20 protein-coding genes are annotated in these 24,240 nt (G+C 69.0%); 12 read left to right on the top strand and 8 right to left on the bottom strand.

What is annotated here, in order from left to right; translation table 11 throughout:
• Positions 1-87: 87 nt before the first annotated feature.
• The gene (locus ACEQX1_RS15305; protein WP_370197002.1) at positions 88-2,280 is read right to left on the bottom strand and encodes a TonB-dependent siderophore receptor; all 2,193 of its coding nucleotides are present in this window, start codon (positions 2,278-2,280) and stop codon (positions 88-90) included.
• Between the two features lie 286 nt (positions 2,281-2,566).
• Here ACEQX1_RS15305 and ACEQX1_RS15300 point away from each other — a divergent pair, with 286 nt between their 5' ends.
• The 7 genes from ACEQX1_RS15300 (at position 2,567) to ACEQX1_RS15270 (ending at position 10,905) form a co-directional block, all read left to right on the top strand.
• Positions 2,567-3,475: an ABC transporter substrate-binding protein gene (locus ACEQX1_RS15300; RefSeq protein ID WP_370197001.1), complete on the top strand. Its 909-nt coding sequence runs from the start codon at positions 2,567-2,569 to the stop codon at positions 3,473-3,475.
• Positions 3,472-5,457, top strand: a complete 1,986-nt coding sequence (gene fhuB, locus ACEQX1_RS15295) for a Fe(3+)-hydroxamate ABC transporter permease FhuB (RefSeq protein ID WP_370194529.1) — start codon at positions 3,472-3,474, stop codon at positions 5,455-5,457. The genes ACEQX1_RS15300 and fhuB overlap by 4 nt, the downstream gene beginning before the upstream one ends.
• Entirely contained in the window at positions 5,454-6,230 is a 777-nt protein-coding gene (locus ACEQX1_RS15290; protein WP_187390444.1) for an ATP-binding cassette domain-containing protein, read from the top strand. The genes fhuB and ACEQX1_RS15290 overlap by 4 nt, the downstream gene beginning before the upstream one ends.
• A 163-nt stretch (positions 6,231-6,393) precedes the next feature.
• Complete coding sequence (exbB, locus tag ACEQX1_RS15285) at positions 6,394-7,608, top strand: tonB-system energizer ExbB (protein WP_370194528.1); 1,215 nt, start codon at positions 6,394-6,396, stop codon at positions 7,606-7,608.
• 4 nt (positions 7,609-7,612) lie between these two features.
• Positions 7,613-8,080 (top strand): TonB system transport protein ExbD, encoded by a 468-nt coding sequence (gene exbD / locus ACEQX1_RS15280; RefSeq protein ID WP_024349155.1) that lies wholly within the window; start codon positions 7,613-7,615, stop codon positions 8,078-8,080.
• A gap of 4 nt (positions 8,081-8,084) precedes the next feature.
• Positions 8,085-9,038: an energy transducer TonB gene (locus tag ACEQX1_RS15275; protein ID WP_370194527.1), complete on the top strand. Its 954-nt coding sequence runs from the start codon at positions 8,085-8,087 to the stop codon at positions 9,036-9,038.
• 121 nt (positions 9,039-9,159) lie between these two features.
• Positions 9,160-10,905, top strand: a complete 1,746-nt coding sequence (locus ACEQX1_RS15270) for an ABC transporter ATP-binding protein (protein ID WP_370194526.1) — start codon at positions 9,160-9,162, stop codon at positions 10,903-10,905.
• A 57-nt stretch (positions 10,906-10,962) separates the two neighbouring features.
• Here ACEQX1_RS15270 and ACEQX1_RS15265 read toward each other — a convergent pair whose 3' ends face one another.
• Positions 10,963-12,090, bottom strand: a complete 1,128-nt coding sequence (locus ACEQX1_RS15265; RefSeq protein ID WP_370194525.1) for a siderophore-interacting protein — start codon at positions 12,088-12,090, stop codon at positions 10,963-10,965.
• Positions 12,091-12,327: 237 nt separating this feature from the next.
• Between ACEQX1_RS15265 and ACEQX1_RS15260 the strand changes: the two genes are divergently transcribed.
• Together ACEQX1_RS15260 and ACEQX1_RS15255 are read left to right on the top strand one after the other, a co-directional pair.
• Positions 12,328-13,176 carry an SDR family oxidoreductase gene (locus ACEQX1_RS15260; protein ID WP_370194524.1) on the top strand — a complete coding sequence of 283 codons (849 nt, stop codon included), beginning with the start codon at positions 12,328-12,330 and terminating at the stop codon, positions 13,174-13,176.
• Positions 13,177-13,240: 64 nt separating this feature from the next.
• Positions 13,241-14,206 (top strand): hypothetical protein, encoded by a 966-nt coding sequence (locus tag ACEQX1_RS15255; RefSeq protein ID WP_370197000.1) that lies wholly within the window; start codon positions 13,241-13,243, stop codon positions 14,204-14,206.
• Here the strand turns inward: ACEQX1_RS15255 and ACEQX1_RS15250 are convergent.
• A complete protein-coding gene (locus tag ACEQX1_RS15250; protein ID WP_370196999.1) occupies positions 14,194-15,387 on the bottom strand; it encodes a glycosyltransferase family 4 protein in 1,194 nt (397 codons plus the stop codon). The genes ACEQX1_RS15255 and ACEQX1_RS15250 overlap by 13 nt on opposite strands.
• Complete coding sequence (locus ACEQX1_RS15245) at positions 15,384-16,430, bottom strand: glycosyltransferase family 4 protein (protein WP_370194521.1); 1,047 nt, start codon at positions 16,428-16,430, stop codon at positions 15,384-15,386. Before ACEQX1_RS15245 ends, ACEQX1_RS15250 begins: the two co-directional genes overlap by 4 nt.
• Positions 16,431-16,490: 60 nt before the next feature.
• On the opposite strand from ACEQX1_RS15245, the gene ACEQX1_RS15240 reads away from it, so the two are divergent.
• The gene (locus ACEQX1_RS15240; protein WP_370194520.1) at positions 16,491-18,572 is read left to right on the top strand and encodes an HAD-IIB family hydrolase; all 2,082 of its coding nucleotides are present in this window, start codon (positions 16,491-16,493) and stop codon (positions 18,570-18,572) included.
• Positions 18,569-19,432, top strand: coding sequence for a glycosyltransferase family 2 protein (locus ACEQX1_RS15235; RefSeq protein WP_370194519.1), 864 nt, complete (start codon positions 18,569-18,571; stop codon positions 19,430-19,432). The genes ACEQX1_RS15240 and ACEQX1_RS15235 overlap by 4 nt, the downstream gene beginning before the upstream one ends.
• Before the next feature lie 35 nt (positions 19,433-19,467).
• On the opposite strand, the gene ACEQX1_RS15230 is transcribed toward ACEQX1_RS15235, so the two are convergent.
• The 3 genes from ACEQX1_RS15230 to ACEQX1_RS15220 form a co-directional block, all read right to left on the bottom strand.
• On the bottom strand, positions 19,468-20,592 hold the full coding sequence (locus ACEQX1_RS15230; protein WP_370194518.1) for a glycosyltransferase: 1,125 nt from the start codon (positions 20,590-20,592) through the stop codon (positions 19,468-19,470).
• Between the two features lie 241 nt (positions 20,593-20,833).
• Positions 20,834-21,448 (bottom strand): hypothetical protein, encoded by a 615-nt coding sequence (locus ACEQX1_RS15225; RefSeq protein ID WP_370194517.1) that lies wholly within the window; start codon positions 21,446-21,448, stop codon positions 20,834-20,836.
• 101 nt (positions 21,449-21,549) lie between these two features.
• Positions 21,550-21,768, bottom strand: a complete 219-nt coding sequence (locus tag ACEQX1_RS15220) for an HNH endonuclease (protein ID WP_370194516.1) — start codon at positions 21,766-21,768, stop codon at positions 21,550-21,552.
• A 343-nt stretch (positions 21,769-22,111) separates the two neighbouring features.
• Here ACEQX1_RS15220 and dinB point away from each other — a divergent pair, with 343 nt between their 5' ends.
• A complete protein-coding gene (dinB, locus tag ACEQX1_RS15215) occupies positions 22,112-23,233 on the top strand; it encodes a DNA polymerase IV (protein WP_370196998.1) in 1,122 nt (373 codons plus the stop codon).
• Between the two features lie 123 nt (positions 23,234-23,356).
• Here dinB and ACEQX1_RS15210 read toward each other — a convergent pair whose 3' ends face one another.
• The gene (locus tag ACEQX1_RS15210) at positions 23,357-24,181 is read right to left on the bottom strand and encodes a manganese catalase family protein (protein WP_009208421.1); all 825 of its coding nucleotides are present in this window, start codon (positions 24,179-24,181) and stop codon (positions 23,357-23,359) included.
• Positions 24,182-24,240: the final 59 nt, after the last annotated feature.

Genomic DNA, 24,240 nt, shown 5'->3' with positions numbered 1-24,240 from the left:
GGGGTGGGGCCCTCGCCCCCCCGTATTCAAACGGGGGGGCCCGCCGGGCCGCCCCTTCTCCATATCGTGCTGCGTTTGCCCGAGTTCTCAGAACCGGTAGCGCACGCTGCCGATGACCTGGCGCTCCTGCTCTGCGTAGCAGAAGCCTTCGGTGCAGAGCGCCGCATCCTCGTCGAAGATGTTGGTGGCGTTGACCTGCACGCGCAGCCCCTCGACCGCCTGCACGTCGTAATGCAGCGCCGCGTCGACATAGGCCCGGGCATCGTTCTTGAAGCTGTTGCGGTCGTTGCCGAAGCTCTCGCCGACGAAGCGCACGCCGCCGCCGATGCCGAAGCCCTTCGCGAAGCCGTTCTGCACCGTGTAGTCGAGCCAGGCCGCGGCAGTGTGCTGCGGGCGCGAGGACAGCGTGTTGCCCTCGGTGCCAGGCACGCCCTCGATGATCTCCATGTCGAGATAGGCATAGGACAGGGTCAGGTTCAGCCCGTCGGCGAGGCCGGCCGCCGCTTCGATTTCGAAGCCGCGGCTGCGCAGCTTGTCGAGCTGCACCTGCACGCTGGTCGAGAAATCGGCGCTCGGCTGCAGGAAGACGCCCTTCTCCTGCTCGATCTGGTAGATCGCGGCCGACACCAGCAGATTGACGTCCGGCACCTGATACTTGACGCCCAGCTCGTACTGCTCGGCCGTCGTCGGCACGAAGGCCGAGCCGTCCGGATTCAGGCCGATATTGGGCGAGAAGGACGTCGAGTAGCTGGCATAGGGCGCAATGCCGTTATCGAAGAGGTAGCTGACGCCGACGCGGCCCGTGAAAGCATCGTCGCTCTGGTCTTCCGCATCGCCGAGATTGCCGGGGGCGCCGGTCGCCGTCTCGGTCTTCACCCAGTCGTGGCGCGCGCCCAGCGCGACGGTCAGGCGGTCGATCTCGATGATGTCCTGCAGATACAGGCCGAGCTGGCGCTGGGTCTGCTCCTCGGCGACCGTATAGTCAGGGCGGTCTATGCCGCGGCTGTAGTCGAGGCTGGCAAGATTCAGGGACGGCGCGGTGCCGTAGCCTTCCTTGTTGGTGAACTCGGTGTAGTAGCCGTCGATGCCGCCGGTCATGGTGTGCCGCAGGATGCCGGTGTCGAACTTGGCCTCGAGCTGGGTGTCGGCGACGCCGCCGTGCAACGTCTGCGCCACGACGCCCGAGCCGCGGGCAAGCACCCCGTTCACCGCCGCCCCATACGGGTAGAGATACTCGCCGTAGATATCCATGCCCTGGTAGCGGGCCTTCTGGCGGAAGGTGAAGACGTCGGACAGGCGCTGCTCGAACTCATAGCCGATGCGGCCCTGGGTCTGGTCGAGATCGTTGAAGTTCGGGTCGGCATAGGGCACGTCGGTCACGTCCCGGTTGCCCTGGACATAGGCGGCGGTGCCGCCGGTGTGGACCCGCTGCAACTCGCTAAGAACCGTGAAGCTGGTGTCGGCATCCGGCGCGTAGGTGATCGCCGGCGCGATCAGCAGCTCGTCGTCCGACACGAACGGGTTGTCGGTGTCCGAATCGCGGGCGACACCGGTCATCCGGTAGAAGGTCGAGCCGGACCCGCCGAGCGGCCCCGAGGCGTCGAAGGTCGCCTGGTAGCGGTTGTTGGTGCCGTATTCGGCGCCGATCTCGCGGAAGCTCTCCGTGGTCGGCCGCTTCGACGTCAAGTCGATGATGCCGCCGGCATTGGCCGAGCCGTAGAGGCCCGATGAGGGACCCTTGAGAACCGACAGCGACTGCAGGCCGTAAGGCTCGACCTGGCTCAGGAGGAAGCTGTTGGAGAAGTCCCGCAGCCCGTCGCGGAAGACGCCCGTATAGGTCGCGTCGAAGCCGCGAATGTAGAAGGAATCGAAGCGGGGATCGAGGCCGAAGGCGCCCGCCCGCGCCGACGCCGAATAGGTCAGCGCCTCGGTCAGCGACTGGACGTTGCGATCGTCGAGCTGCTCTTCGGTGATCACCGCGACCATCTGCGGCACCCTGACGATCGGCAGGTCGGTCTTGGTGGCCGATGCGGTGGTGTCGGCGACGTAGCCGTCCACGGCGTAGTCGGCGCCTGCCGCCCCGGCAATGGCGCCGCCCAACATGCCGTCCGCCTCACCGCCGGCCGCCTCGATCGTCACCGTGTCCAGCACCACCGGGGCGTCCTGCGCCTGTGCCAAGCCCGGAGCGAGGGCGAGACCCGCGGCCGACAGGGACAGGAACCGCGTCAGACGGTGGGTCGCATTCGATGAAAAGCCTCGGTCGGCCGGTGAGTTACGCATGTCGCACATCCATTCTGTCGAGGACCCCTTGCCCTCGGAACGGACCGAGCGATAGATAAACATGAATTGCAGAGTCAACATTAAGCGAATGCGGCTCGAACGGGCCGAAACCGCCGTCGCAGGCACGAATGGACTGCGCAACAGGCGGTTGGACGAAGCCGGAAACAGACATGCCGAAGGGCCGGGCCGGCGAACTGTGTCGCGGCTGTGGCGAAAAAGACACTGAATTTGGAATGATTAAAATCTCTGAGGCCAATCAATACGATACACCGAAGGCCGCAGCCCGATGGTGATCGACAGACGTGCGCTTCTGGGGGGAATCGCCGCAACGGCCGCCACCGTTCGCACCGCCCGGGCGACCAGGCTGCCGGAGCCCGGGCCCCGCATCGCCTCCCTCGATTACGCGCTGACGGAGACCCTGCTGGCGCTCGGCCATCCGCCGATCGCCCAGACCGCCGCAAGCGACTGGGACGAGTGGGTCGTCGAACCGGCGCTGCCGGAAGGGGTCGCCGATCTCGGCTCCAGCCTGCAGGTGAATTTCGAGCGCCTCGCGCTGCTCGAGCCGGACCTGATCCTCACCACCGACTATGTCGCGCGCCAGGAGACCGCACTCTCTCGCATCGCGCCGGTCGAGCGCCTGACCATCTATCAGGAGGGCACCGATCCCCTGCAGCGCGCCCACGATGTGACGCGCACCCTGGCCGATCGCACCGGCCGCCAGGACGCGGCCGACGCGTTCCTTGCAGAGATCGACGCGACGGTATCGGCCTGCGCACGCCGCCTGGCCGGGCTGCCCCTGCCGCCGGTCTATCTCGTCGCCTTCATGGACACGCGCCATGCGCGGATCTTCGGCCGGCATGGCCTCTACCAGTCCGTCCTCGACCGCCTGGGCGTGACCAACGCCTATGAAGGCGAGACCAATTACTGGGGGTTTGCCACCGTCGGTGTCGAGACGCTGGCCACCGCCCGCGACGTGCGGCTCTTCGCCTTCGAGCCGCTGCCGCCAACCTTGATGCAGACGCTCGGCGCCAGCCCGCTCTGGCGACAGCTCCCCTTCGTGAAGGCCGGACAGGTCACCGTGCTGCCGCCCACGCTGATGTTCGGCGCACTGCCCTCGGCGCTGCGCTTCGCCGAGCTTCTCACCGACGCGCTCGCCGGTCCGGCGGCGCGGCCTGGGGACGGCGCCCCCGCATGATCCTGTCGCAGAGCCTGACCGGCCCGGCCCGCTTCAGCGCGGCGCTGGCCCTTGTTGCCGCCGTGCTGACGGTCGCCGTCGTCGCCGGCCCGATCGCACATCTATGGGCGGGCGCACCGACCGGCGGCTACGACCCCGCCCGCATCCTGTTCCTTCATGCCGAATTGCCGCGGCTTGCGATGGCGGTGCTGTGCGGCGCCGCCCTGTCGGCATCCGGCACGATCCTGCAGCAGGTGCTGCGCAATCCCCTCGCCGCCCCGACGACGCTCGGCATCGATGCCGGTGCCCGGCTGGCGCTGGCCCTGGCCACCCTGTTCGCGCCGGCCCTCTTCGGCTTCGGACGCGACCTGGTGGCGATCGTCGGGAGTGCCGCCTCGACGCTGATCGTCTTCTTCCTGGTGCGGCGCAATTTCTCGGCGGTCTCGCTGATCCTCGCCGGTCTGGTCGTCAGCCTGTATTGCGGCGCGCTGTCGGCGATCCTGATCATGATCAAGGACCGCTATCTGGTCAGCCTGTTCATCTGGGGCGCCGGCTCGCTGGCGCAGCAGAGCTGGCAGCCGACCATTGACCTGACGATGCGGCTCGCCGTTCTCGTCGTCCCGGCGTGGCTGCTGGTGCGGCCGCTGTCGCTCCTGGAACTCGGTGATGCCAGCGTCGCCTCGCTCGGCCTGAACGTCACCCGGATCAGGATCGGCGCGATCGGCCTCGCCGTACTCCTCGCCGGCTTCGTGACCAGCGCCGTCGGCGTCATCGGCTTCATCGGCCTCGTCGCGCCGATCCTGGCGCGGCTGGCCGGCGCCCGGCAGTTCGGCGAGCGGCTTGTCTGGTCGAGCATCATCGGCGCCCTCCTCTTGCTGGCGACCGACTGCGCGGTCACGCTGCTGTCGGGCGTCTCGGCGGAATTCCTGCCGACCGGCGCGGTGACCGCGATCTTCGGCTCGCCGCTGCTGCTCTTTCTGCTGCCGCGCCTGCGCGCCAGCGTCCGCCCTCCCTTCGAAGCCTCTGTCCCGCAGGCGGCCGCCCGCTTCTCTCCTGCCCTCAGGCTCGCCCTCTGCGTGAGCCTCGCCCTTTCTCTCGTCGCGGTTCTTTTCCTTGGACGCGATGCGACCGGTGCCTGGCAGATCCTGCCTCCGGACGCCTGGGCGGAGATCCTGCCCTGGCGCGCGCCGCGCCTCATCGCGGCGGCCGCCGCCGGTGCGATGGTCGCGGTCGCGGGCTTCATCCTGCAGCGGCTGACCGGCAACGAGATGGCGAGCCCCGAGGTTCTGGGCGTCAGCGCCGGCGCGGCCTTCGCCTTCGCGCTGTCACTGTTCATCTTCGATGATCTCGGCCTTCTCGGCGAAAGCCTGGTGACCAGCCTCGGCGGGCTCGCCGTCCTCGTCGCGATCATCTTCTATGCCCGGCGCACCGGTTTTTCGCCGGAGACGATCCTTCTCGCCGGCATCGCGCTCAATGCCCTTCTCGACGCCTTTGTCGGGGTGCTGGCGGCGGGCGGCGACCCGCGCGCCTTCATCCTCGTGGACTGGATGGGCGGCTCGACGCAGGGCCTGACCATGGCCGACGCGATTCCCGTCGCCATCGCCGCGCTCGTTCTTGTGGCAGCAAGTCTGCCGGTGCTGCGCTGGCTGGCGATTCTCCCCCTCGGCGACCGGCAGGCGGCCGCGCTCGGCGTGCCGCTGGCCTATGCGCGGCCCTGCCTTCTGGTGCTCGCCGCGCTGCTGACCGCCGCCGCCACGCCGATCATCGGACCGCTGACCTTCGTCGGCCTGATGGCCCCGCATGTCGTCCGCATGCTGGGGATTCGCCGCCCCCTGCCGACGCTGCTCGTCGCGGCGCTGGCCGGCGCGGCGATCATGGCGGTCGCCGATTTCCTCGCCCGCACCATCGCCTTTCCCTACCAATTGCCGACCGGGCTGGTCGCCGCCCTCGTCGGCGCGCCCGTCCTGCTGATCCTTCTCGGCCGAAGAGGTTCGACATCATGACCGCCGCCTTCACCCTGGATGCTGCCAGCCTCAGCGTGCCGGCGCGCACGCTGCTGGCGCCACTGTCGCTCGAACTCGGCCAGGGCACCGTGACCGGGCTCGTCGGTCACAACGGCTCCGGCAAATCGACGCTCCTGAAACTTCTCGCCCGCCAGCTTCGGCCCACGACCGGCGGCATCGGCTTCGACGGCCGCCCGCTCGACGCATGGGGTGACCGGGAACTTGCCCGCCGGATCGCCTATCTGCCCCAGCACACGCCGCTCGCGCCCGGCATGCTGGCGCGCGAGCTCGTCGCGCTCGGCCGTTACCCCTGGCACGGCGCCCTCGGTCGATTCGGCCCCGCCGACCGGGACAAGGTCGAAGAGGCGATGGCGCTGACCGACACCACGGCCTTCGCCGACCGCTTCGTGGAAAGCCTGTCGGGCGGCGAACGCCAGCGCGTCTGGCTGGCCATGCTGGTGGCCCAGGATGCGGGCTACCTGCTGCTCGACGAGCCGATCTCGGCCCTCGACGTCGCCCACCAGATCGAGGTCCTGTCGCTGGTGCGCGACCTCTGCGATCGCCGCGGCGTCGGCGTCATCGTCGTCCTGCACGAGATCAACATGGCGGCGCGCTTCTGCGACGAGATCATCGCGCTGAAACAGGGGCATCTCGTCGCCCGCGGCGACCCTGCCCAGATCATGACGCCGGCCTGCCTCGAGGCGATCTACGGCATCCCGATGGACGTCCTGCCGGAGCCTTCGGGCACGCGCAAACTGGCCTTCGCACGGTGAGTGGGAGACCCGTGGACAACCACCGGGCGCAAAGTTGACTATTACTATCAGATTATATTAAGCGCTGCGCAACGCGCCCATTTCCGTGCCCGGCAGCCGACCGCGTCCGGCCGGTCCTGGCGGGACAGTGACCGGGCAATGCCCGAAAGACGAACGGCCGATCATGACCCATCTTTCTGCCCGCAGGTCTGCCCTGCCCCGGCTTTCCATCGCAATCCTCCTGGCCCTCGCCGTCGTGGCGACGCCGCAAGTGGCGGATCGGGCCATGGCGCAGGACGCCCTCGACAAGTCGCCCGCGGCGGCCGAGCCGACGCAGCCGGCGCCGACCGCAACGCCGGACGCGGCATCCGAAGCCACCTCCGAGGCCGAAGCCCCGACCGGCGTCCCGGCGGCGGAAACCGAGGCAACGCAAACCGCACCCGCAGCCCCGGCGACACCCGCAACGCCGGCAGCCCCCGCCGAAGCGCAGCCGGCGGCGCCCGCCACGGCCGAACCGGACACCGCGGTGACCGACGAGGCCACGACGCCTGCCCCGTCCACCGCCGTCACGCCGCCAGTTCCGGCCGCTGGCACGGAGCCGGCCGTGCTGGACGAGCCGGTCGCAGACGCCACGGCGGCGGAGCCGGACCTCGCCCCCGCTTCGCCGGTCGCTCCCGACGAACGCAACGCGGCGCTGCCCCACGATCTGTCGCCCATGGGCATGTTCATGGCCGCCGACTGGGTGGTGAAGGCCGTGATGATCGGCCTCGCCTTCGCCTCGCTGGTCACCTGGACCATCGGCCTGTCCAAGGCGATGGAACTGGCACTGGCCAAGCGCCGCGCCCGGGTCGGCGTGCGCCGTCTCGCCCGCGCCGAGACGCTGACGGAGGCCCTGACCGCGAACCGCCGCCGCTGGCGCGGTCCGGTGGCAGCCCTTGCCCAGAGCGCGGAGGCCGAGCGGGCGCGGTCCGCCGACCTGTCCGACGAGGGCATCAAGGAGCGCGTCTCGGTCGCGCTGTCGCGCATCGAGGCCGGCGCCGGCCGCTCGATCTCCCGTGGCACCGGCATTCTCGCCACCATCGGCTCGACCGCCCCCTTCGTCGGCCTGTTCGGCACCGTCTGGGGCATCATGAACTCCTTCATCGGCATCAGTCAGGCCAACACCACCAATCTCGCCGTCGTCGCGCCGGGCATCGCCGAGGCCCTCCTGGCCACCGCCATCGGTCTCGTCGCCGCGATCCCGGCGGTCATCGTCTACAATGTCTTCGCCCGCTCCATCGCCGGCTATCGCGCCGTCCTGTCCGACGGCTCGGCGCTGGTCCTGCAGCACCTGTCGCGCGACCTCGACCGTCGCCACACGACCCGGGAGGCGGCGCCGTTGATGGCCGCCGCGGAGTAGGCCGATGGGGATCAACCTCAACCAGGGTGGCGGCGACGATCTGGGCGGCGCCGGCGAAGTCTCCGAGATCAACGTCACGCCCTTCATCGACGTGGTGCTGGTGCTGCTGATCATCTTCATGGTCGCCGCGCCGCTCTCCACGGTCGATGCGCCCGTCGACCTGCCGCTGTCCAACGCCGAGCCGCAGGACCGGCCGGACGAGCCGATCTATCTGACGGTCCAGGCCGACAACACGCTGCTGATCGGCGACGACGAGGTCGATCCCGCAGCGCTGGCCCAAGGGCTGGACGCCGCCACGGGTGGCAATCGCGACGAGCGCATTCTCCTGCGCGCCGACGGCGCCATTGCCTATGGCGACCTGATGGAGGTGATGAACCAGCTGCGGACCGCCGGCTATCTGAAGATCGGTCTCGTCGGCCTCGAAGATGCAGGCGCCGGCGCCGCCGGGGCGGCAGCCGCGGGACGGACCTGAGCCCATGGCCCGCCACGGCGATCGCATCCCCTTCGGCGACGGCACCCGGCCACTGCGCGCCGGCCTCGTGCGCTGGCCGCTGGCGGCGCTGCTCGTGGTCGCGGCCCATGGCGCCGTCGCCTATGCGGTGCTCGCACGGGTTCCCGACGAGCCGCCGGCCGGCAACGAGCAGGCGCCGATCCTGATCGAGCTCGCCGCGCCCGCGGCAACGCCCGACATCGCCTCCACCGAAGCCGTTGCCGAGCCGGAAGCCACCGAGCCGCCGCCCGAGGTCGAGACGCCCGAGCCGGAGCCGGAGCCCGAAATCGAGCCTGAGCCTGAGCCTGAGCCGGAACCGGTCCCCGAACCGGAGCCGGAAGAGCAGGTCGAGCCCGAGCCGACCCCCGACCCGGTTCCTCCCGAAGTCGAGGAACCGGAGCCCGAGCCTGAGCCGACGCCTGAGCCTGCGCCCGAACCGGAGCCCGTCGTCGAGGCGGCGCCCGATGTCGTGCCGGTGCCCACCTTCCGCCCGACACCGCCGCCCAAGGTCCGGCAGGCCGTGCGCGAGAAGAAGCAGGAGATCAAGCCGCGCAAGCCTCGCCAGAAGGTCGAGCGCAAGAAGCAGCGACGGCAGGTGAAGAAGGCCGCGCCGCCGCCCTCGACTGCCACCAAGGGGCGCAAGCAGCGGCAGGTCTCGCAAGGGGCGACGGTCTCGCGCTCGGCCCTGACAAGCTGGCGCAATGCCGTGCAGGCGCGGCTCAACCGCTACAAGCGCAGCCCGCGCGGCGGCGGGTCCGGCACCGTGACGGTTTCCTTCCGCATGGATGGCAACGGTCGCGTCACCTCGGTGCGGGTCGCCCGTTCGGCCGGCCGGATCCTCGACGATGCGGCGGTCTCGCTGCTGCGACGAGCCAGCCCGTTCCCCGCGCCGCCCGGTGGCAAGGGGGTTTCGCTGACGGTGCCGATCCGCTTCCGGTAAGCTCGCTTAGCCGCGCGGACCGGCGTGCCCGCCCCAATCGAAGAAACGCGCGACCGGACGGGCGCCGCGGCATAAGCCGTGTCGTCCGTCACGGCGCTCCAGAGATGAAGACGAGGCCCCGATGCTTGCGCGGTTCTTTTCCTATTATGCCCCGTGGCGCGGGCTGTTCGTTCTCGATTTCGGCTGCGCGGTGCTGGCCGGCCTCCTGGAGCTCGCCTTTCCCATCGCGGTGAAGGTCTTCATCGACACGCTGCTGCCGAGCGGCGAATGGAACCTGATCATCGCCGCGGCAATCGGGCTCCTGGCGATCTATCTGCTCAATACGGGCCTGATGGCGGTGGTCACCTATTGGGGCCACATGCTCGGCATCAATATCGAGACGGAGATGCGCCGCCGCGCCTTCGACCATCTCCAGAAGCTCTCCTTCGGCTATTTCGACAACCAGAAGACCGGACATCTCGTCGGCCGCCTGACCAAGGATCTGGAGGAGATCGGTGAAATCGCCCATCACGGGCCCGAGGATCTGTTCATCGCGGTGATGACCTTCCTGGGCGCCTTCGTCCTGATGCTGTTCGTCCATGTCGAGCTGGCGCTGATCACCGCCATCGTCGTGCCGGTCGGTACCATCCTGACCGTGCGCTACGGCGCCCGCATGACCGACACCTGGCGTGCGATCTACAGCAGCGTCGGCGCCTTCAACGCCCGCATCGAGGAGAATGTCGGCGGCATCCGCGTCGTGCAGGCCTTCGCCAACGAGGATCACGAGCGCGCGCTCTTTGCCCGCGACAACGCGCAATATCGCGGCCGCAAGCTCGACGCCTACCGCATCATGTCGGTCAGCCAGTCGCTGAACTATCTGTCGATGCGGCTGACCCAGGTGATCGTCATGGTCGCCGGCACCTATTACGTCATCGAGGGCGACCTGACGAATGGCGGCTTCGTCGGCTTCCTGCTCCTGGTCGGCGTGTTCTTCCGCCCGGTCGAGAAGATCGCCGCCGTGCTGGAGAGCTATCCGAAGGGCATTGCCGGCTTCCGCCGCTATTGCGACTTTCTCGACACCGAGCCCGACATTGTCGACCGGCCGGGCGCCCGCGCCGTCGACAGGCTCGCCGGCGACATCCGTTTCTCGAACGTCCACTTCACCTATTCGACCGGCCACCCGGTGCTGAACGGCATCGATCTGTCGGTGAAGGCCGGCGAGACGATCGCCTTCGTCGGCCCCTCCGGCGCCGGCAAGACGACGATCTGCGCGCTGGTGCCGCGCTTCTACGATCTGATCGAGGGCGCCATCACCATCGACGGCATCGACATCCGGGACATGCGGCTTGCCGCGCTGCGCAGCCATATCGGCGTCGTGCAGCAGGACGTCTTCCTGTTCGGCGGCACCATCCGCGACAACGTCGCCTATGGGCGCCTCGATGCCGGCGACGCGCAGATCTGGGAAGCGCTGCAACGCGCCCATCTCGCCGACACCGTGAAGCGCCTGCCGGACGGCCTCGACACCATCGTCGGCGAGCGCGGCCTGAAGCTGTCAGGTGGCCAGAAGCAGCGGCTGTCCATCGCCCGCATGTTCCTCAAGGATCCGGCGATCCTGATCCTCGACGAGGCGACCTCGGCGCTCGACACCGCGACCGAGCGCGCCATCCAGACGGCGCTCGCCGAACTCGCCAGGGGCCGCACCACGCTGGTCGTCGCCCATCGCCTGTCGACCATCCGCCACGCCGACCGCATCGTCGTCGTCGAGGCCGGCCGGATCGTCGAGGAGGGCGCGCATGACGCCTTGCTGCAGCAGGACGGAGCGTATCGCCGGCTGGTTCTGGCGCAGGAACAGGACGTCCTGCGTCCGGCGATCCTCGCAGCGGAATGAGCGGTCCGGGCGGGCTCCGGCCCGCCCTCTCAGGCAGTGCGGAAGATGCCTTTGCGGCTAGCGATGCACGCCGCCCGCCGCCGGTTCGGCCTCGCCGCGCCAGTAGGCGACGACCAGATGGTCGCGCGCCTTCAGCCCCCAGTGGCGGCGGCAATGGTGGCGCAGCCGCTTGAACGCCTTGAACTCGCAGCCGATCCACACCGAGGTGCCGGCCTCCGACGGCCAGTCGAGCGCCACGACCGCCTCTTCCAGGAGCGTCGTCGTCCCGGCAGCCCGGCCTTCGCGGTTCAGCCAGACCAGTTCGAAGCCCGCCGGATGGGCGAGCGACTGGATCTCGCCGGCATCCTCGACCTCGATGATCGCCGTACCGACGGCATCGGCCGGCATTTCCTCCAGCATCCGGGCGATCGCCGGCAGGGCGGTCTCGTCGCCGGCCAGCAACATCCGCCCGGCCGGGACCGCGCCGCCGCCGCCCGGACCGATCATTCCCACCGGATCGCCGGGCCGGACGGTGCGGGCCCAGTCCGAGCCCGGGCTTTCGCCGTCATGCAGCACGATATCGATGTCGACAAAGCCGGCACCGGGGTCGATGTGCCGGATCGTGTAGGTCCGCAGCACCAGCTTGTCCTCGCCTTCCGGCCAAGCCGGAATGCCCGACGGCACGGCACTCGGCCACACCGGCTTGCGCCCCTTCGGCGGAATCAGGATCTGGATGTGCAGCCCGCCGCTTTGAAACCGCGCCAGATCGTGGCCGGTCAGGCGCACCCGGCGCAGCTTCGGCGTCACCTGCCACGCATCGACCACCCGCATCTCGCGGAACTGCGGCAGCTCGGACGTGCCCTCGCCGTCGCCCGACCATGCGATCTCGACATCGGGGCCGAAGAACTCGCGCATGTTCCAGGCGATGAGATATTTCATGTTGGCAAGCGCGCCGCGGTCGCTGGCATCGGCGCAGGCGGCCAGTGCCTCGCCGCGGCCCTCGATCCGCGCCCGCGCGCCATAGAGGTCGAGCGCCAGGCCGTCGCCGGGCTTGCGGGACGGCGGCATGTGATCGGCGAGGATGCCGGCAAGATGATCGAGGAAGCCGGCGGGAGTCTGGGTGGCGATCTCCACCGCGGCGCAAAACTTCGTTTCCGCGTCGCGTGCGGGGTCGTCGTCACCGTCGGGCACGCGAGACGTCACCATGTGAGGCCTCGCAACCGGACCGCCGCACAGAACCGGACGCGGATGCTGCACGGCCGTTTCGGCCAGCCGATGCCGCTCCGATGAATGTCGGTCATGTCCGTTCCCCGTGTTTGCCCCCGTCAGGGCGGGTATAATAATATGACTTTCATAGTCAAGTTCGAGCGGCCGAGGAGGGAACGGACCGCCGGCCTTCTGCGTCTTTCCCCAAAAGCGGACGACGAACAGAAGGATAGCCAGATGACGAGTTCCATTCCCGCCCAGCACCAGGACGCGACGCCGGGCCGCGAGACCGAGATGACGCCGGCGCCGGACTACATGCCCCGCTACCCGAGCTCCGGGCGGCTCGACGGCAAGGTGGCCCTGATCACCGGCGGCGACAGCGGCATCGGGCGCGCCTCGGCGGTGCTGTTTGCCCGCGAGAAGGCCAAGGTCGCGATCCTCTATCTCGAGGAGGACAAGGACGCCGAGGAGACGAAGAACGCCATCGAGGCGGAGGGCGCCGAGTGCCTGCTGATCCGCGGCGACGTGCGCGACAAGGCGTTCTGCACCGACGCCGTGAAGCGGACGGTCGAGGCCTTCGGCGGGCTGGACGTGCTGGTCAACAACGCCGCCCACCAGATGGAGGAGAACGACCTGCAGAACCTTTCGCAGGCCGAACTCGCCAAGCATTTCGAGACCAATGTCTACGGCTATGTCTACATGATGCAGGCGGCGCTGGATCACCTGCCGGACGGCGCGGCCATCGTGAACGTGACCTCGGTGAACAGCTACAAGGGGAACGATTCCCTGATCGCCTATTCCTCCACCAAGGGTGCGATCACCGCCCTCACCCGCTCCATGGCCAGCAACCTCCTCGACCGCAATATCCGCGTGAACGGTGTTGCGCCGGGGCCGGTCTGGACGCCGTTCATTCCCATGTCGATGCCGGCCGAGAAGGTCGAGGGGTTCGGCGAGCAGGCCCCGATGAAGCGGGCGGGACAGCCCAACGAGATCGCCCCGTCGGTGCTGTTCCTCGCCTGCCAGGACTCCTCCTACATGACCGGCCAGGTCCTTCACCCGAATGGTGGCTACATCGTCGGGGCCTGACGGCGTGACGCTTCAGGACGGGACACGAGGCACGGTTCCGATGGCCGCTGCGCCGGAGACCCGGTTGCCGCGTTGTCCCGTCTGCCGCGCCCGCGACATACGGGTCACCGAGCGCGCCGCCCGCCACCAGGCGGCCTGGCGCGAATGCGGCCATTGCGGTCTTCTCGTAGACGCGGCCGCCCTCGCATCGGGGCGGCTGCCGGCCCTGATCGATGCCCGCCTGGCCAGCGGGCGTTTCACTCTGGCGCCGGAGGACCCGTTCTTCGTCGAAAGCTACAGCGCGCGGACCCTGGCACTGTCACGCGGCCTCGTCGCCAGCCCGGTGGGCGACGAACAGCGGGCGGGCCTGCGCAATCCCTATACGGACTGCCCGGCCATCACCGACCTCCATCCACTCGCCGCGTCCCCTCCGGTGCCGGTGTCGCTCGTGGTCATCTGCCGTCCCGGCGACCTGAGCAATCTTCGCGATCAGCTCGGCCCGGTCGCCAGCATCCTCGACGATCTCTGCATCGTCGTCGACGAACCGCCCACGGCCGACCTCATGCCGCCGGCCGACTGGCCCGACACGATCCGCATCCTGCAACGGCCGCTCGCCGGCGATTTCGCGGCCCAGCGCAATGCTGGACAGGAGATGGCCCGGCACGAGTGGGTGCTGCAGCTCGACGCCGACGAAACCGTTGATGGGGAAACGCTCGCCGCCCTCGGCCATGTCGCGGCCCTTGCCGACGCGGGCGGCTGCCTCTCCGTCGGGCTGGCGCGCCGCAACCGCGTGGACGGGGTCCTCTCCGATCTCTTCCCCGACATCCAGTACCGTCTGAACCGTCGCTCCCTGCGCTATGCCGGCAAGGTCCATGAACGGCCGGCCCTCGCCGGTGGCTGGCGCGACAGCTTCGTCGCCCCGAACCTCGTCATCGAGCACCATCTGTCCCGGGCCCATGTCGAACGACGCTCCGAGCGCTACGAGGCGTTGCAGCCCGGCAAGGGCCGCCTGTTCGAGCGCGACGCGCTGCTGACGCCCTACGCCGACTGACGCCGGAACGCCCTCGCCGCTTCGTATAGCGCCAGCGTCTCCTCGCCGAGCGTCTGGCGGGTAAAGCGCCCCGCCGCCGCCACCGCCCGGCGATGGAGTTTCAGGCGCAGATCGGCATCGCCCAGGGCCGGGCGCAGGACATCGGCAAGGGCCGCGCCGGAGGCGTCGGCGGCCAGGAGACCGGCCCCGCTGTCGACGACGACCCGGCGGGCGGACGGGTCTACGGACAGCCCGATCACCGGTCGCCCGAAGGCCAGCGCCTCCTGGTAGACGAGGCCGAAGGATTCGTAGCGCGATGGCGCGACGACCAGGTCGGCCTCCCGGTAGGCCGCATCGAGCTCAGCGTCGTCGAGCCGGCCGTGCAGCATGAGACAGGACCGGGCGCGATCGTCGAGCGGCGGCAGATCTTCCGCGCCGATCCCGACGAGATCGAGCCGGAAGCGCGGCAATGCTCCAGTGGCGACGTCGTCGGCAAGGATCGACAGCGCCCCCATCAGGCAATCGAAGCCCTTGCGCGCCTCGGCGCGGCCGACAAAGAGCAGGCGCAGTTCCTCCCCCGCCGGCGGATAGGGTGCCCCGGCCGCGCGCGCCAGACGCTCCGGCGGCAGCGACAGGCCGATGACCGCCTGCGGCGAGGTCTCATCGAGCCCGTAGAGGGCCCGCACCTTCTCACCATGGCTCTGCGTGTTGAAGATATGGCCGGCCGACCGCCGCGCCGTCCTCGCCTCCAGGTGGCAGGCATAGCGTCCGTCAAGCCGGTCGCGCAGGCCGCCGGAGATGGCGCCGGTCGAGATCGCCGGGGTGGAATGGCGGGTGACGAAGGGCAGGTCCGGGATCCGGCTGGCAAACGCCCCCGGCGCGTACCAGTTCGTCGCCTCCAGACAGTCGAAGGGCCTCTGCCGATGATCTGCCGCGATGCGGGCCGCGAACCAGCGCGGCGCCACCAGATGGCCGATCGCCGCCCGTCGCCGCAGCCAGGGTCCGGCCCCGCCTTCGGGCGGCTGGCAACCGATCACCCGCACGCCCCCGATCACTTCGCTCCCCTCCCGGTCCAGCGTGTAGACATAGGCCTCCGCGCCGGCCGCCGCGAGGCTTTCGGCGATCTCGCGGGCGGCGACGGCAAGGCCGCTGGCGCTCGGCGGATAGTCCCAGGCGATCAGCGCGGTGCGAAACCGGCTCATCGGGCCAGAAGCTCGCGATAGAGCCGCAGGTAATCCTCGGCCATCCGCCTGGCGGTGAACCGCGCCTCGAAGCGCGCACGGATCGCATCGCGGTCGAGAGTGCCGATTTTCCGCAGCGCCGCCGCCGCCTCGGCCTCGTCGCGCACCACGAAGCCGGTGACGCCATCCTCGACGATCTCGGGCACCGAGCCCCGGTCGAAGGCGATCACCGGTGTTCCGCAGGCCATTGCCTCGATCATCACGAGGCCGAAGGGTTCGGGCCAGTCGATGGGAAACAGCAGCGCCGTCGCCGCGCCGAGCAAGGCCTGCTTGCCCGCATCGTCCACCGGACCGACGAACCGGGCCTCCTCGCCGAGCAGCGGCGCGACCTTCTCGTCGAAATAGGTGGGATTGCCGACATCGACGGCCCCGGCCAGCCGGATCGGCATGCCCGCAGCCTGTGCGATGCGGATCGCGGCATCCGGCTGCTTCTGGTCGGTCATCCGGCCTACGAAGGCGGCATAGCCCCCGTCGCCCGGCCCTGCGCGATAGCGGCTCTCGTCGAGGCCATGATGCACCACGCCGGCGCGGTTGGCGGCCGGAATCCGGTCGAGCTGGCTTTGCGAGATGCCGGCCACAGGCAGGTCGGGGAAGGCGGCGAAGAACAGCTCCCGGTCGAGTTCGTCGACGCGCCAGTGAATGGTGGTCAGCGAATGCCGCCGCCGCTCGCCCAGGAGCGCTGCATGGAAGAACTCGCCATGGCAGTGGACGATATCGAAATCGCTTAGCCGTCTGCGCAATTCCTCCATCTGGACCGCCTCCAGAACCTGCGGGATCGAAGGTGGAACCGACCCATGGCGCTCTTCCAGCCCCTTCAGGCTCGGCAGCGTACCGATGCGCGGAATGTCGCACCTGCTGTCGGAGGGGGCGAAGAGGGTGACGGAGACCCCCAGTGAATCCAACGCCTTGGACAGATCGTGAACGATCCGTTCCGTCCCGCCGGACAGATCCGGGGGCGTCGGAAAAATGTTAGGGGCGACCTGAGCGACTCGAAGCGGTTTCATCGCCGGCCATATGGGCGGTCAGACCAATTCGTCAGTATCCAAACGGAAGAGGTAGGCGCCTTGTTCGTCGTACACGTCGCTCTTCAGGGCTGCCTCCGGGCAACCGATGTCAGCTATGGCCTGACCCCGGACACGGGCGGCCACATCAAATATCTGCTCGAGCTGGTGGCGGCCCAGGCCAGGACGCCCGGCATCGACCGTATCGTCATCGCCACGCGCGGCTTCGACAGCGAGTATGGCGACGAGTACCGGCCGGGCTGGGAGCGGATCGACGACAAGGTCGAGATCCTCCGGCTGCCGACCGACCGTCCCGAATATCTGGCGAAGGAGGAACTCTTCACCGAGACCGCCAGCTTCGCCGGGCATTTGCTGGAATGGCTCGGCGATCAGCCCGAGGCGCCAACCTGCCTGCACGCCCATTACGCCGATGCCGGGACCGTCGCCGAACTGGTGCGCGCGAAGACCGGCATTCCCTTCCTGTTCACCGGCCATTCGCTCGGCCGCGTCAAGCGCGCGGCCATGAGCACCGGCGATATCCCGGCGGAGACCGCTGCCGTCCTCGACCGGCGCATCGCCATCGAGGAACGGACCTTCGCGGCCGCCAACCTTGTCATCGCCTCGTCGCGCGACGAGGCCGAGGTCCAGTACGCCGCCTATGACAGCTACGAGCCGGGCAAGATCCGGATCATCGAGCCCGGCAGCGATCTCGAGGCCTATCGCGGCGCGACCACCACCGAAGCCGTCGATGCGATGATCGCGCCTTTCCTGCGCGAACCGGACAAACCGGTCGTCCTGGCGATCGCCCGCCCGGTCGCCAAGAAGAACCTGCCGATGCTCGTCGAAGCCTTCGGCCGCGATCCCTGGCTGCGCGAGAACGCCAATCTGGTGATCGTCGCCGGCACCCGCGGCGATCTCTGCGAGCTCGGCGAGGAAGCCGCCGGCCAGATGCGCGCGATCCTGGAGGCGATCGATCGCCACGACCTCTATGGCCGCGTCGCGGTGCCCAAGACCCATCGGCCGTCAGACATTCCGGCCCTCTACGCCCATGCCCGCGCCCGCGGCGGCATCTTCGTCAATCCGGCACTGAACGAGCCCTTCGGCCTGACGCTGCTGGAAGCGGCGGCAAGCGGGCTGCCGCTCGTGGCCACCGACAGTGGTGGGCCGAACGATATCATCGAGCGCTGCAACAACGGCCGCCTCGTCAACCCGCACGAACCCGACGCCATTGCCGGCGCCTGCCGCGCGATTCTCGAGGATCCGGCGCTTCACGCGACCTACGCCGCCAACGGTGCCATAGCCGTGGACGCCTATGACTGGACCCGGCATGCCGAGCGCTGCCGGCAACTGGTCGAACGGCTGGTCGCCGGTGCGAAGCCGGCGCAGATCATCCACCAGCCGCAGCTGCTCGTCTGCGACATCGACAACACGCTGACCGGCTCGGACGCCTGCATCCAGGCCTTCACCCGCTGGCATGCCCGCGAGACCGCGCTGGACTTCGCCGTCGCGACCGGACGCTCGCTGCACAGCGCGCTCTCGATCCTCGAACAGCAGGCCGCACCGAACCCGAAGATCATCATCTCCTCGGTCGGCACCGAGATCTATTTCCTCGAGCCGAACGGCGTCACCTACCGGCGCGACCGCGATTGGAGCCGGCGCATCGCCACCGGCTGGCAGCGCCGGCGGATCGCCGCGGCGCTGGCCGACTATCCGGGCATCGCCCCGCAGGCGCCGCTGGAACAGCGCGCCTTCAAGCTCAGCTATCTGGCCGAGGGCGACCGCAGCATCGTCGCCGGCATCCGGGCGCATCTCCAGCGCCGCGGACTGGCCGCCGCCGTCATCCACAGCCACGGCCGCTATCTCGACATCCTGCCGGTCACCGCATCGAAGGGCGCGGCGATCACCTATCTGCGCCAGCGCCTGTCCCTGCCCGACGAGGCGGTCTTTGCGGCCGGCGACAGCGGCAACGATATCGAGATGCTGCGCTCGGTGCCACAGTCGATCATCGTGGCGAACTATTCCGACAGTCTCGCCAGCCGGTCCGACCTGTCCCATTCCTATGTCGCGCGGCAGAGCCATGCCCGCGGCATCATCGAGGGCGTGACCCATTTCCGGACCCGCGCCGGACGGGCGCCGATCCAGTGACGGTCAGCCTTCTCACCCTGACCCGTAACCGGCGGCCGCATCTTCTGAACCTGATGGAGAGCCTGCGCCGGCAGACCCGCAAGCCGGACGAACTCGTCATCGCCTGCATGCAGCCGGCCATCGAGCCGGACCTGCCGGAGATCGGCATCCCGGTACGCCAGTTCACGGTGGCGGGCGACGACCTGCCTTTGGCCGCCGCGCGCAACCGCGCCGCCGAGGCGGCGACGGGCGAGACGCTGATCTTTCTCGATGTGGACTGCGTCGCCGCACCCGGCGTCGTCGCGCGCTTCACCGAGGCCTGCGCTGAGACCGACGGCTTCTTCCTCGGCGATGTCCTGTATCTGCCGGGCGGCGCCATTGACGGCGCGCTGGATTTCGACGCGCTCGACGCCGTCGGCATCGTGCACCCGTCCAAGCCCGACATGCCCCGCACCGGCCTGCGGCGCGAGGCGAATACGGGCGAGTTCTGGGGCCTGTCCTTCGCGGTGCGCAAGGCCACCTGGGAGCGGCTCGGCGGCATGGACGAGCGCTTCGTCGGCTATGGCGGCGAAGAGACAGATCTCGCCGCGCGTCTCGATCCGGCCGGCGTGCCGCTCTACTGGACGGCCGGGGCCCGTGCCTATCACCAGCATCACACGGTCCACGTGCCGCCGCTGCCGCATTTCGACGCCATTCTGGCCAATGCCCGCCGCTTCCACGCCAAGCATCGGCGCTGGTGCATGAATTACTGGCTCGGCCAGTTCGCCGAACGGGGCCTGATCGACTGGGACCCGGCCGGCGACGAGATCGTCGCGCGGCGCCGGCCGACACCCGAAGAGTTGGCAGCCGCCCGCCAGCCGGACAGCGTCCGCTTCAGCTAGGCGCGAAGCGGACACTGGTCGCGGCTTCGCGCACCCTAGCCGGTGGCGGCCAGCGGCTGCTGGCCCTCGCCCCACAATTCGTCCGTCAGGCTTTCTAGCCAGTTCGCCGCCCTCTGTGCGGCATCCTTGCGGTAGAGCGGTGCGATCCGCGCCGGGTCGAGCCGCCGCGCCTCCTCCATCAGGCCCTGCCAGCCGGCGAGATCGCCGGGCCAGCGCTGGGCGTGGACGGCGGCGCCCACTGCAGCCATCGCCTCGGCCTTGCGGGTCTGCTCGTTGAAATAGCGCCATTCCGGGGCGATCACGAGCGGCCGGCCGACCCGGGCGATCTCGGTGACCGTGTTGTCGCCCGCGGACGCCACGACGATGTCGGCCGCCGCCAGGTAGTCGGTGACGTTCGACACCCAGCCGAGTTCGCGCAGATTGGAAAAGTCGGTCTCGTGGCCCTCCTTGAGCGTCGGCCCGAGCACCAGCCAGTCGGCCTCCGGCAGGGCGCGCGCGCCGACGGTGAGCGGCGCGTAGGGCGTGCCGGCGCCGCCACCGCCGGTCAGGACGACGATGGTTTCGCGCGTCGGATCGAGGCCGAGCTTGCGCCGCGCCGCCTCGCGCGTCGGCACCGGATCGCGGGTCGTGCAGAGCCCGCCCGAATAGAAGGTCTTGGCGCGCAGATGCGCCGGATAATCGTCCTGTTCGAGGCTTTCGTCGAAAGGCGCCAGCATGCCGACGCTGGATTCGTAGCTGGCGATATGGCCGGTATCCGAGCGGTCGCCATGCATGCGGATCTGCACGGCGGGGACCGAGGCGATCCGCGACAGAAGCGCGATCTCCGACGACACGTCCACGACGAACAGCCCGACGTCACGCGCATCGAGATGGTCGATGATGGCGCGCATCGTGCCGCGCATTTCCTTCAGACCCAGCGGCACGCAATGCAGCGCCGGCGGTGTCGGCTCGGCATAGAGCCGCTCCGTCGGCACGCCGGCGCCGATCATGTTCGGCAGCGTGATCAGCTCGATGTCCCGCGAGAAACCCTCGAACAGATGCGGTCCCGCCGTCAGCACCGACACCGGCCGCGTGCGCGAAAACGCCTCGACCAGCGCCATCGTCCGGTTGGCATGCCCCCGCCCCTGGTGATGCACGAAAAACGCGATCGGCCTGGTCATGCCCGGCCCTCCCGCTGGATGAGGGACCGCGGGTCGGTGCCGCTCGCGAAATGGATGTCGAACGCTGCCATGTCGTGCTTTCGATCAATGGGAAACAGGACATGGCAGGTAGCGCGGCGGCCCGGCACGGCTGCCGATTCATGGTCGCGGCAAACGAAAATTCCGCATCGCGGGAGCAGCCAGAACACGAATATGCCGCTGCAACGGCAGGACACTTCGCGAAAGCGACGATGCGTCGCGGTCAGGAAAGCGGATGCAGCCGCGCCCGGCCCTCGTCCTGCATCCGCTCGAAAAACGCCCGTTCGCGGTTCCAGCGATGTCCGTCCCAGCCGCCGAAGCCGAAGCCGTAGACGTCGATCGGGCCGCCGAACGTCTCGAGCGCCCAGAGGAGCGCGATGAGACCCGTGGACGGGGCGCTCATGTCGCGCTGCGGCCGCGCATAGCCGATGACGGCGCATGCCCGCAGGAAAATGTCGACGTCGACCCGGGTCACCGTCCGGCCATCGGCACGCAGCATCGCTTCGGCTTCCGGCGCCCAGTTGCGGGCATCGGGGACTTTGCGTTCGGCATCGGTGAGGGGCGGCGCGATCAGGTCGTCCTTGCCCGGATGGATCGGCAGCAGGATTTCGCCGGCCTGGGCTACCGCCGGACGTGCCAGGAAATCGGGATCGTCCAGCCATTCCCGCATCTGCCCGCCGCAATTGATCAGGAAGAGATGCGTCGTGCGACTGCCGTTGACCCCGCCGAGGCCGAAGCAATTGTTGATGCGGATGATGATGTCGCTGGCGTCGATCGCGGCGGAGCGGTCCCGCTCGTGCGGGGCGTTGCCGACAAGGCTGATGCTGGGCTGGGTCATGACAGGCCGGGTTGTCCGATTGCGGGCGAAGGCGCGTGGCAACAGCGGCGCAGCGCGCGCAAGGTTCCAAGGCACGTGTGCGACCGCCGCTGTCGCCGTCCTCAGCTCTTCTTGCGGGTGGGCGCGTGGAAATCCGGCGGCTTGCCGGCGATCCAGCCGAGGAACCGCGCGATGGCGGGATGCTGCGACATCGAAATCCCGTCCGCCGTCATCCGGTCGAGTTCCGCATTGGTAAAGCTGGCGTGGATGGTGCGATGGCAGATCGGGTGGACCGGGACGACCTGTCGTCCGCCGCGGCTCTTGGGCTGCGGATGATGCATTCGATGCGACGGCCCAGCGTCCGGCCGCACAGCCAGCACTCCTCCGCCTCGTCACGCCTGCCCTTCTGCCCCGCCATGCGCGCTATCTAGGTGCGGCGTGCCATGGCGCCAATCGCCGGAAGCGGGGCGTACGGCAGGACATGATGTCACGGTTTTGCTGCAGCCAGTCCGGCGCGTTTCTGCTAGGTCGAACAAACGCCGAACCGCCACGCCCCGGTGCGCGCCGCGCGGAGCCTTTGCCCGCCAGCGTGACCGCGCAAGCGGAATGTCGGACGGATGTGGTGACGACGGCAGGCGGATGGACGAGGCGCCCCCAGACAACGCGATCGTGCGGGAGACGCACATGCCGGCGGCAGGCGACGCGCCGGATGCGCAGCCCGCCGCGCCCGCCAGGCAGCGCAAGATCATCCATATCGACATGGACGCCTTCTATGCCTCGGTCGAGCAGCGGGACGATCCGTCCCTGCGCGGGCGGCCTGTCGCAGTCGGCGGCTCGCGCGAACGCGGCGTCGTGGCGGCGGCGAGCTACGAGGCGCGGGTGTACGGCGTGCGCTCCGCCATGCCCTCGGTCACCGCGCGGCGGCGCTGCCCCGACCTGATCTTCGTCAAGCCGCGCTTCGAGGTCTACAAGGCGATCTCGGCCGAGATCCGCGCGATCTTCGCCGAGCACACACCGATCATCGAGCCGCTGTCGCTGGACGAGGCCTATCTCGACGTCACCGAGAACCTCCACGACATCCCCTCCGCGACGCAGATCGCGGAAATGATCCGCCAGCGCATCCGGGACGTGACCGGGCTGACCGCCTCGGCCGGCGTGTCCTACAACAAGTTCCTCGCCAAGCTGGCGTCCGACTACCGCAAGCCGGACGGAATCTTCGTCGTCACACCGGCCATGGGGCCGGGCTTCGTCGAGGATCTCCCGGTTGGCCGCTTCCATGGCGTCGGTCCGGCGACGGCGGCCAAGATGCAGCGCTTCGGCATTCACACAGGGCGCGACCTCCGCGACAAATCGCTTCCCTTCCTGCAGGAGCATTTCGGCAAGACCGGCCCCTATTACTATTCCATCTCCCGCGGCGTCGACGAACGCCCGGTGCGCGCCAACCGCATCCGCAAGTCGGTGGGCGCGGAAAACACCTTCGGCACCGATCTCTTCGCCTTTGACGAGATGCGCGAGGCCCTGCAGCCGGTCCTCGACAAGGTCTGGCGCTATTGCGAGACCAGCACCATTCGCGGCCGCACGGTCACGCTGAAGGTCAAGTTTGCCGATTTCCAGCAGATCACCCGGGCCCGCTCCGCGGTCCAGCCGGTTGCCTCGCGCGATGATCTCGAACGCATCGCACTCTCCCTGCTGGGCGCGGCCATGCCCTTCGACAAGGGCGTGCGGCTCCTGGGCGTCGCGCTCTCCTCGCTCATACGCGAGGGTATGCCGGATGAGATCCCAACGCAGTTCAGCCTGCCGCTCTGAACCAGAGCGCGCGAACGACAACGCCGGCCCCGTCGCCGCCAAGGGCGTGACGAGACCGGCGCGTGCCGCATCGGATAAGACGGAGTGCCGGGCGGGAATTGTCCCGCCCGGCACGTTTCAGGCTCAGATCTGCTCGGTCTGGGCGCCGGAATTCGGCTTGGCCTTGCCGAGCGTCGGCTTCTGGCCGAGCGGCTCAGGCTGCGCCTTGACGGAGAACTCGCCGCGGCCGTCCAGGGACGGACCGGAGGCCCAGCGACCCTGCGGGGCGTCCTCGTCGAGATGCGTGTTGAGGTAGTAGTAGGAGTGCTCGGTCGCCTCGTGGCTCTCCGGCGTGGAGTTCGGCACCGGCAGCGACGCCGTCAGGCCGCCCATCTCTTCCAGCACGGCCAGCCACTGCTGCTGGTGCATGGTGTCGCGGGCGATCAGGAAGGACAGCATGTCCTTCATGCCGGCATCCTCGGTCCAGTTGTAGAGCCGCGACGCCAGCACGCGGCCGCCGGCCTCGGCGGTGACATTCGCCATCATGTCGGCGGCGACGTTGCCGGTGGCATAGACATGGCTGAGATCGAAGGGCACGCCGTTCGCGTTCACCGGCATGGCCGACAGACCCGAGGACAGGAGGTGGCGCGGATTGGCGCCGCCGAGAATGGCGTGGACCACCGGATCCTTGGCCGCTTCCTCCTGTGCGCTCACCGGGGCGCCCTCAAGGTTCAGCGCGACCGCATGGCCGAGGAACTCGATATGGGACAGCTCTTCCGTCGCGGTCGACATCAGCAGGTTGCGGATGCGGTCGTCGCCCCGCGCGCCCATGGCCTGGAAGAAATACTGCATGGCGACGCGGATCTCGCCCTCGATGCCGCCGATCGCCTGCTGCAGGAGCTTGGCGAACTGCGGATCGGGCTTGTCGACGCGGACGGTGTACTGGAGCTTGGACGAATGGTGAAACATGATCTGTCCCTTCAGTTTCGGTAAGTCTGGTTCAGTGGGGCCGGCGGATGCCGGGATAT

Source organism: Aurantimonas sp., assembly GCF_964217435.1.
GTDB lineage: Bacteria > Pseudomonadota > Alphaproteobacteria > Rhizobiales > Rhizobiaceae > Aurantimonas > Aurantimonas coralicida.
This window is presented reverse-complemented; position numbering and strand designations above follow the sequence as displayed.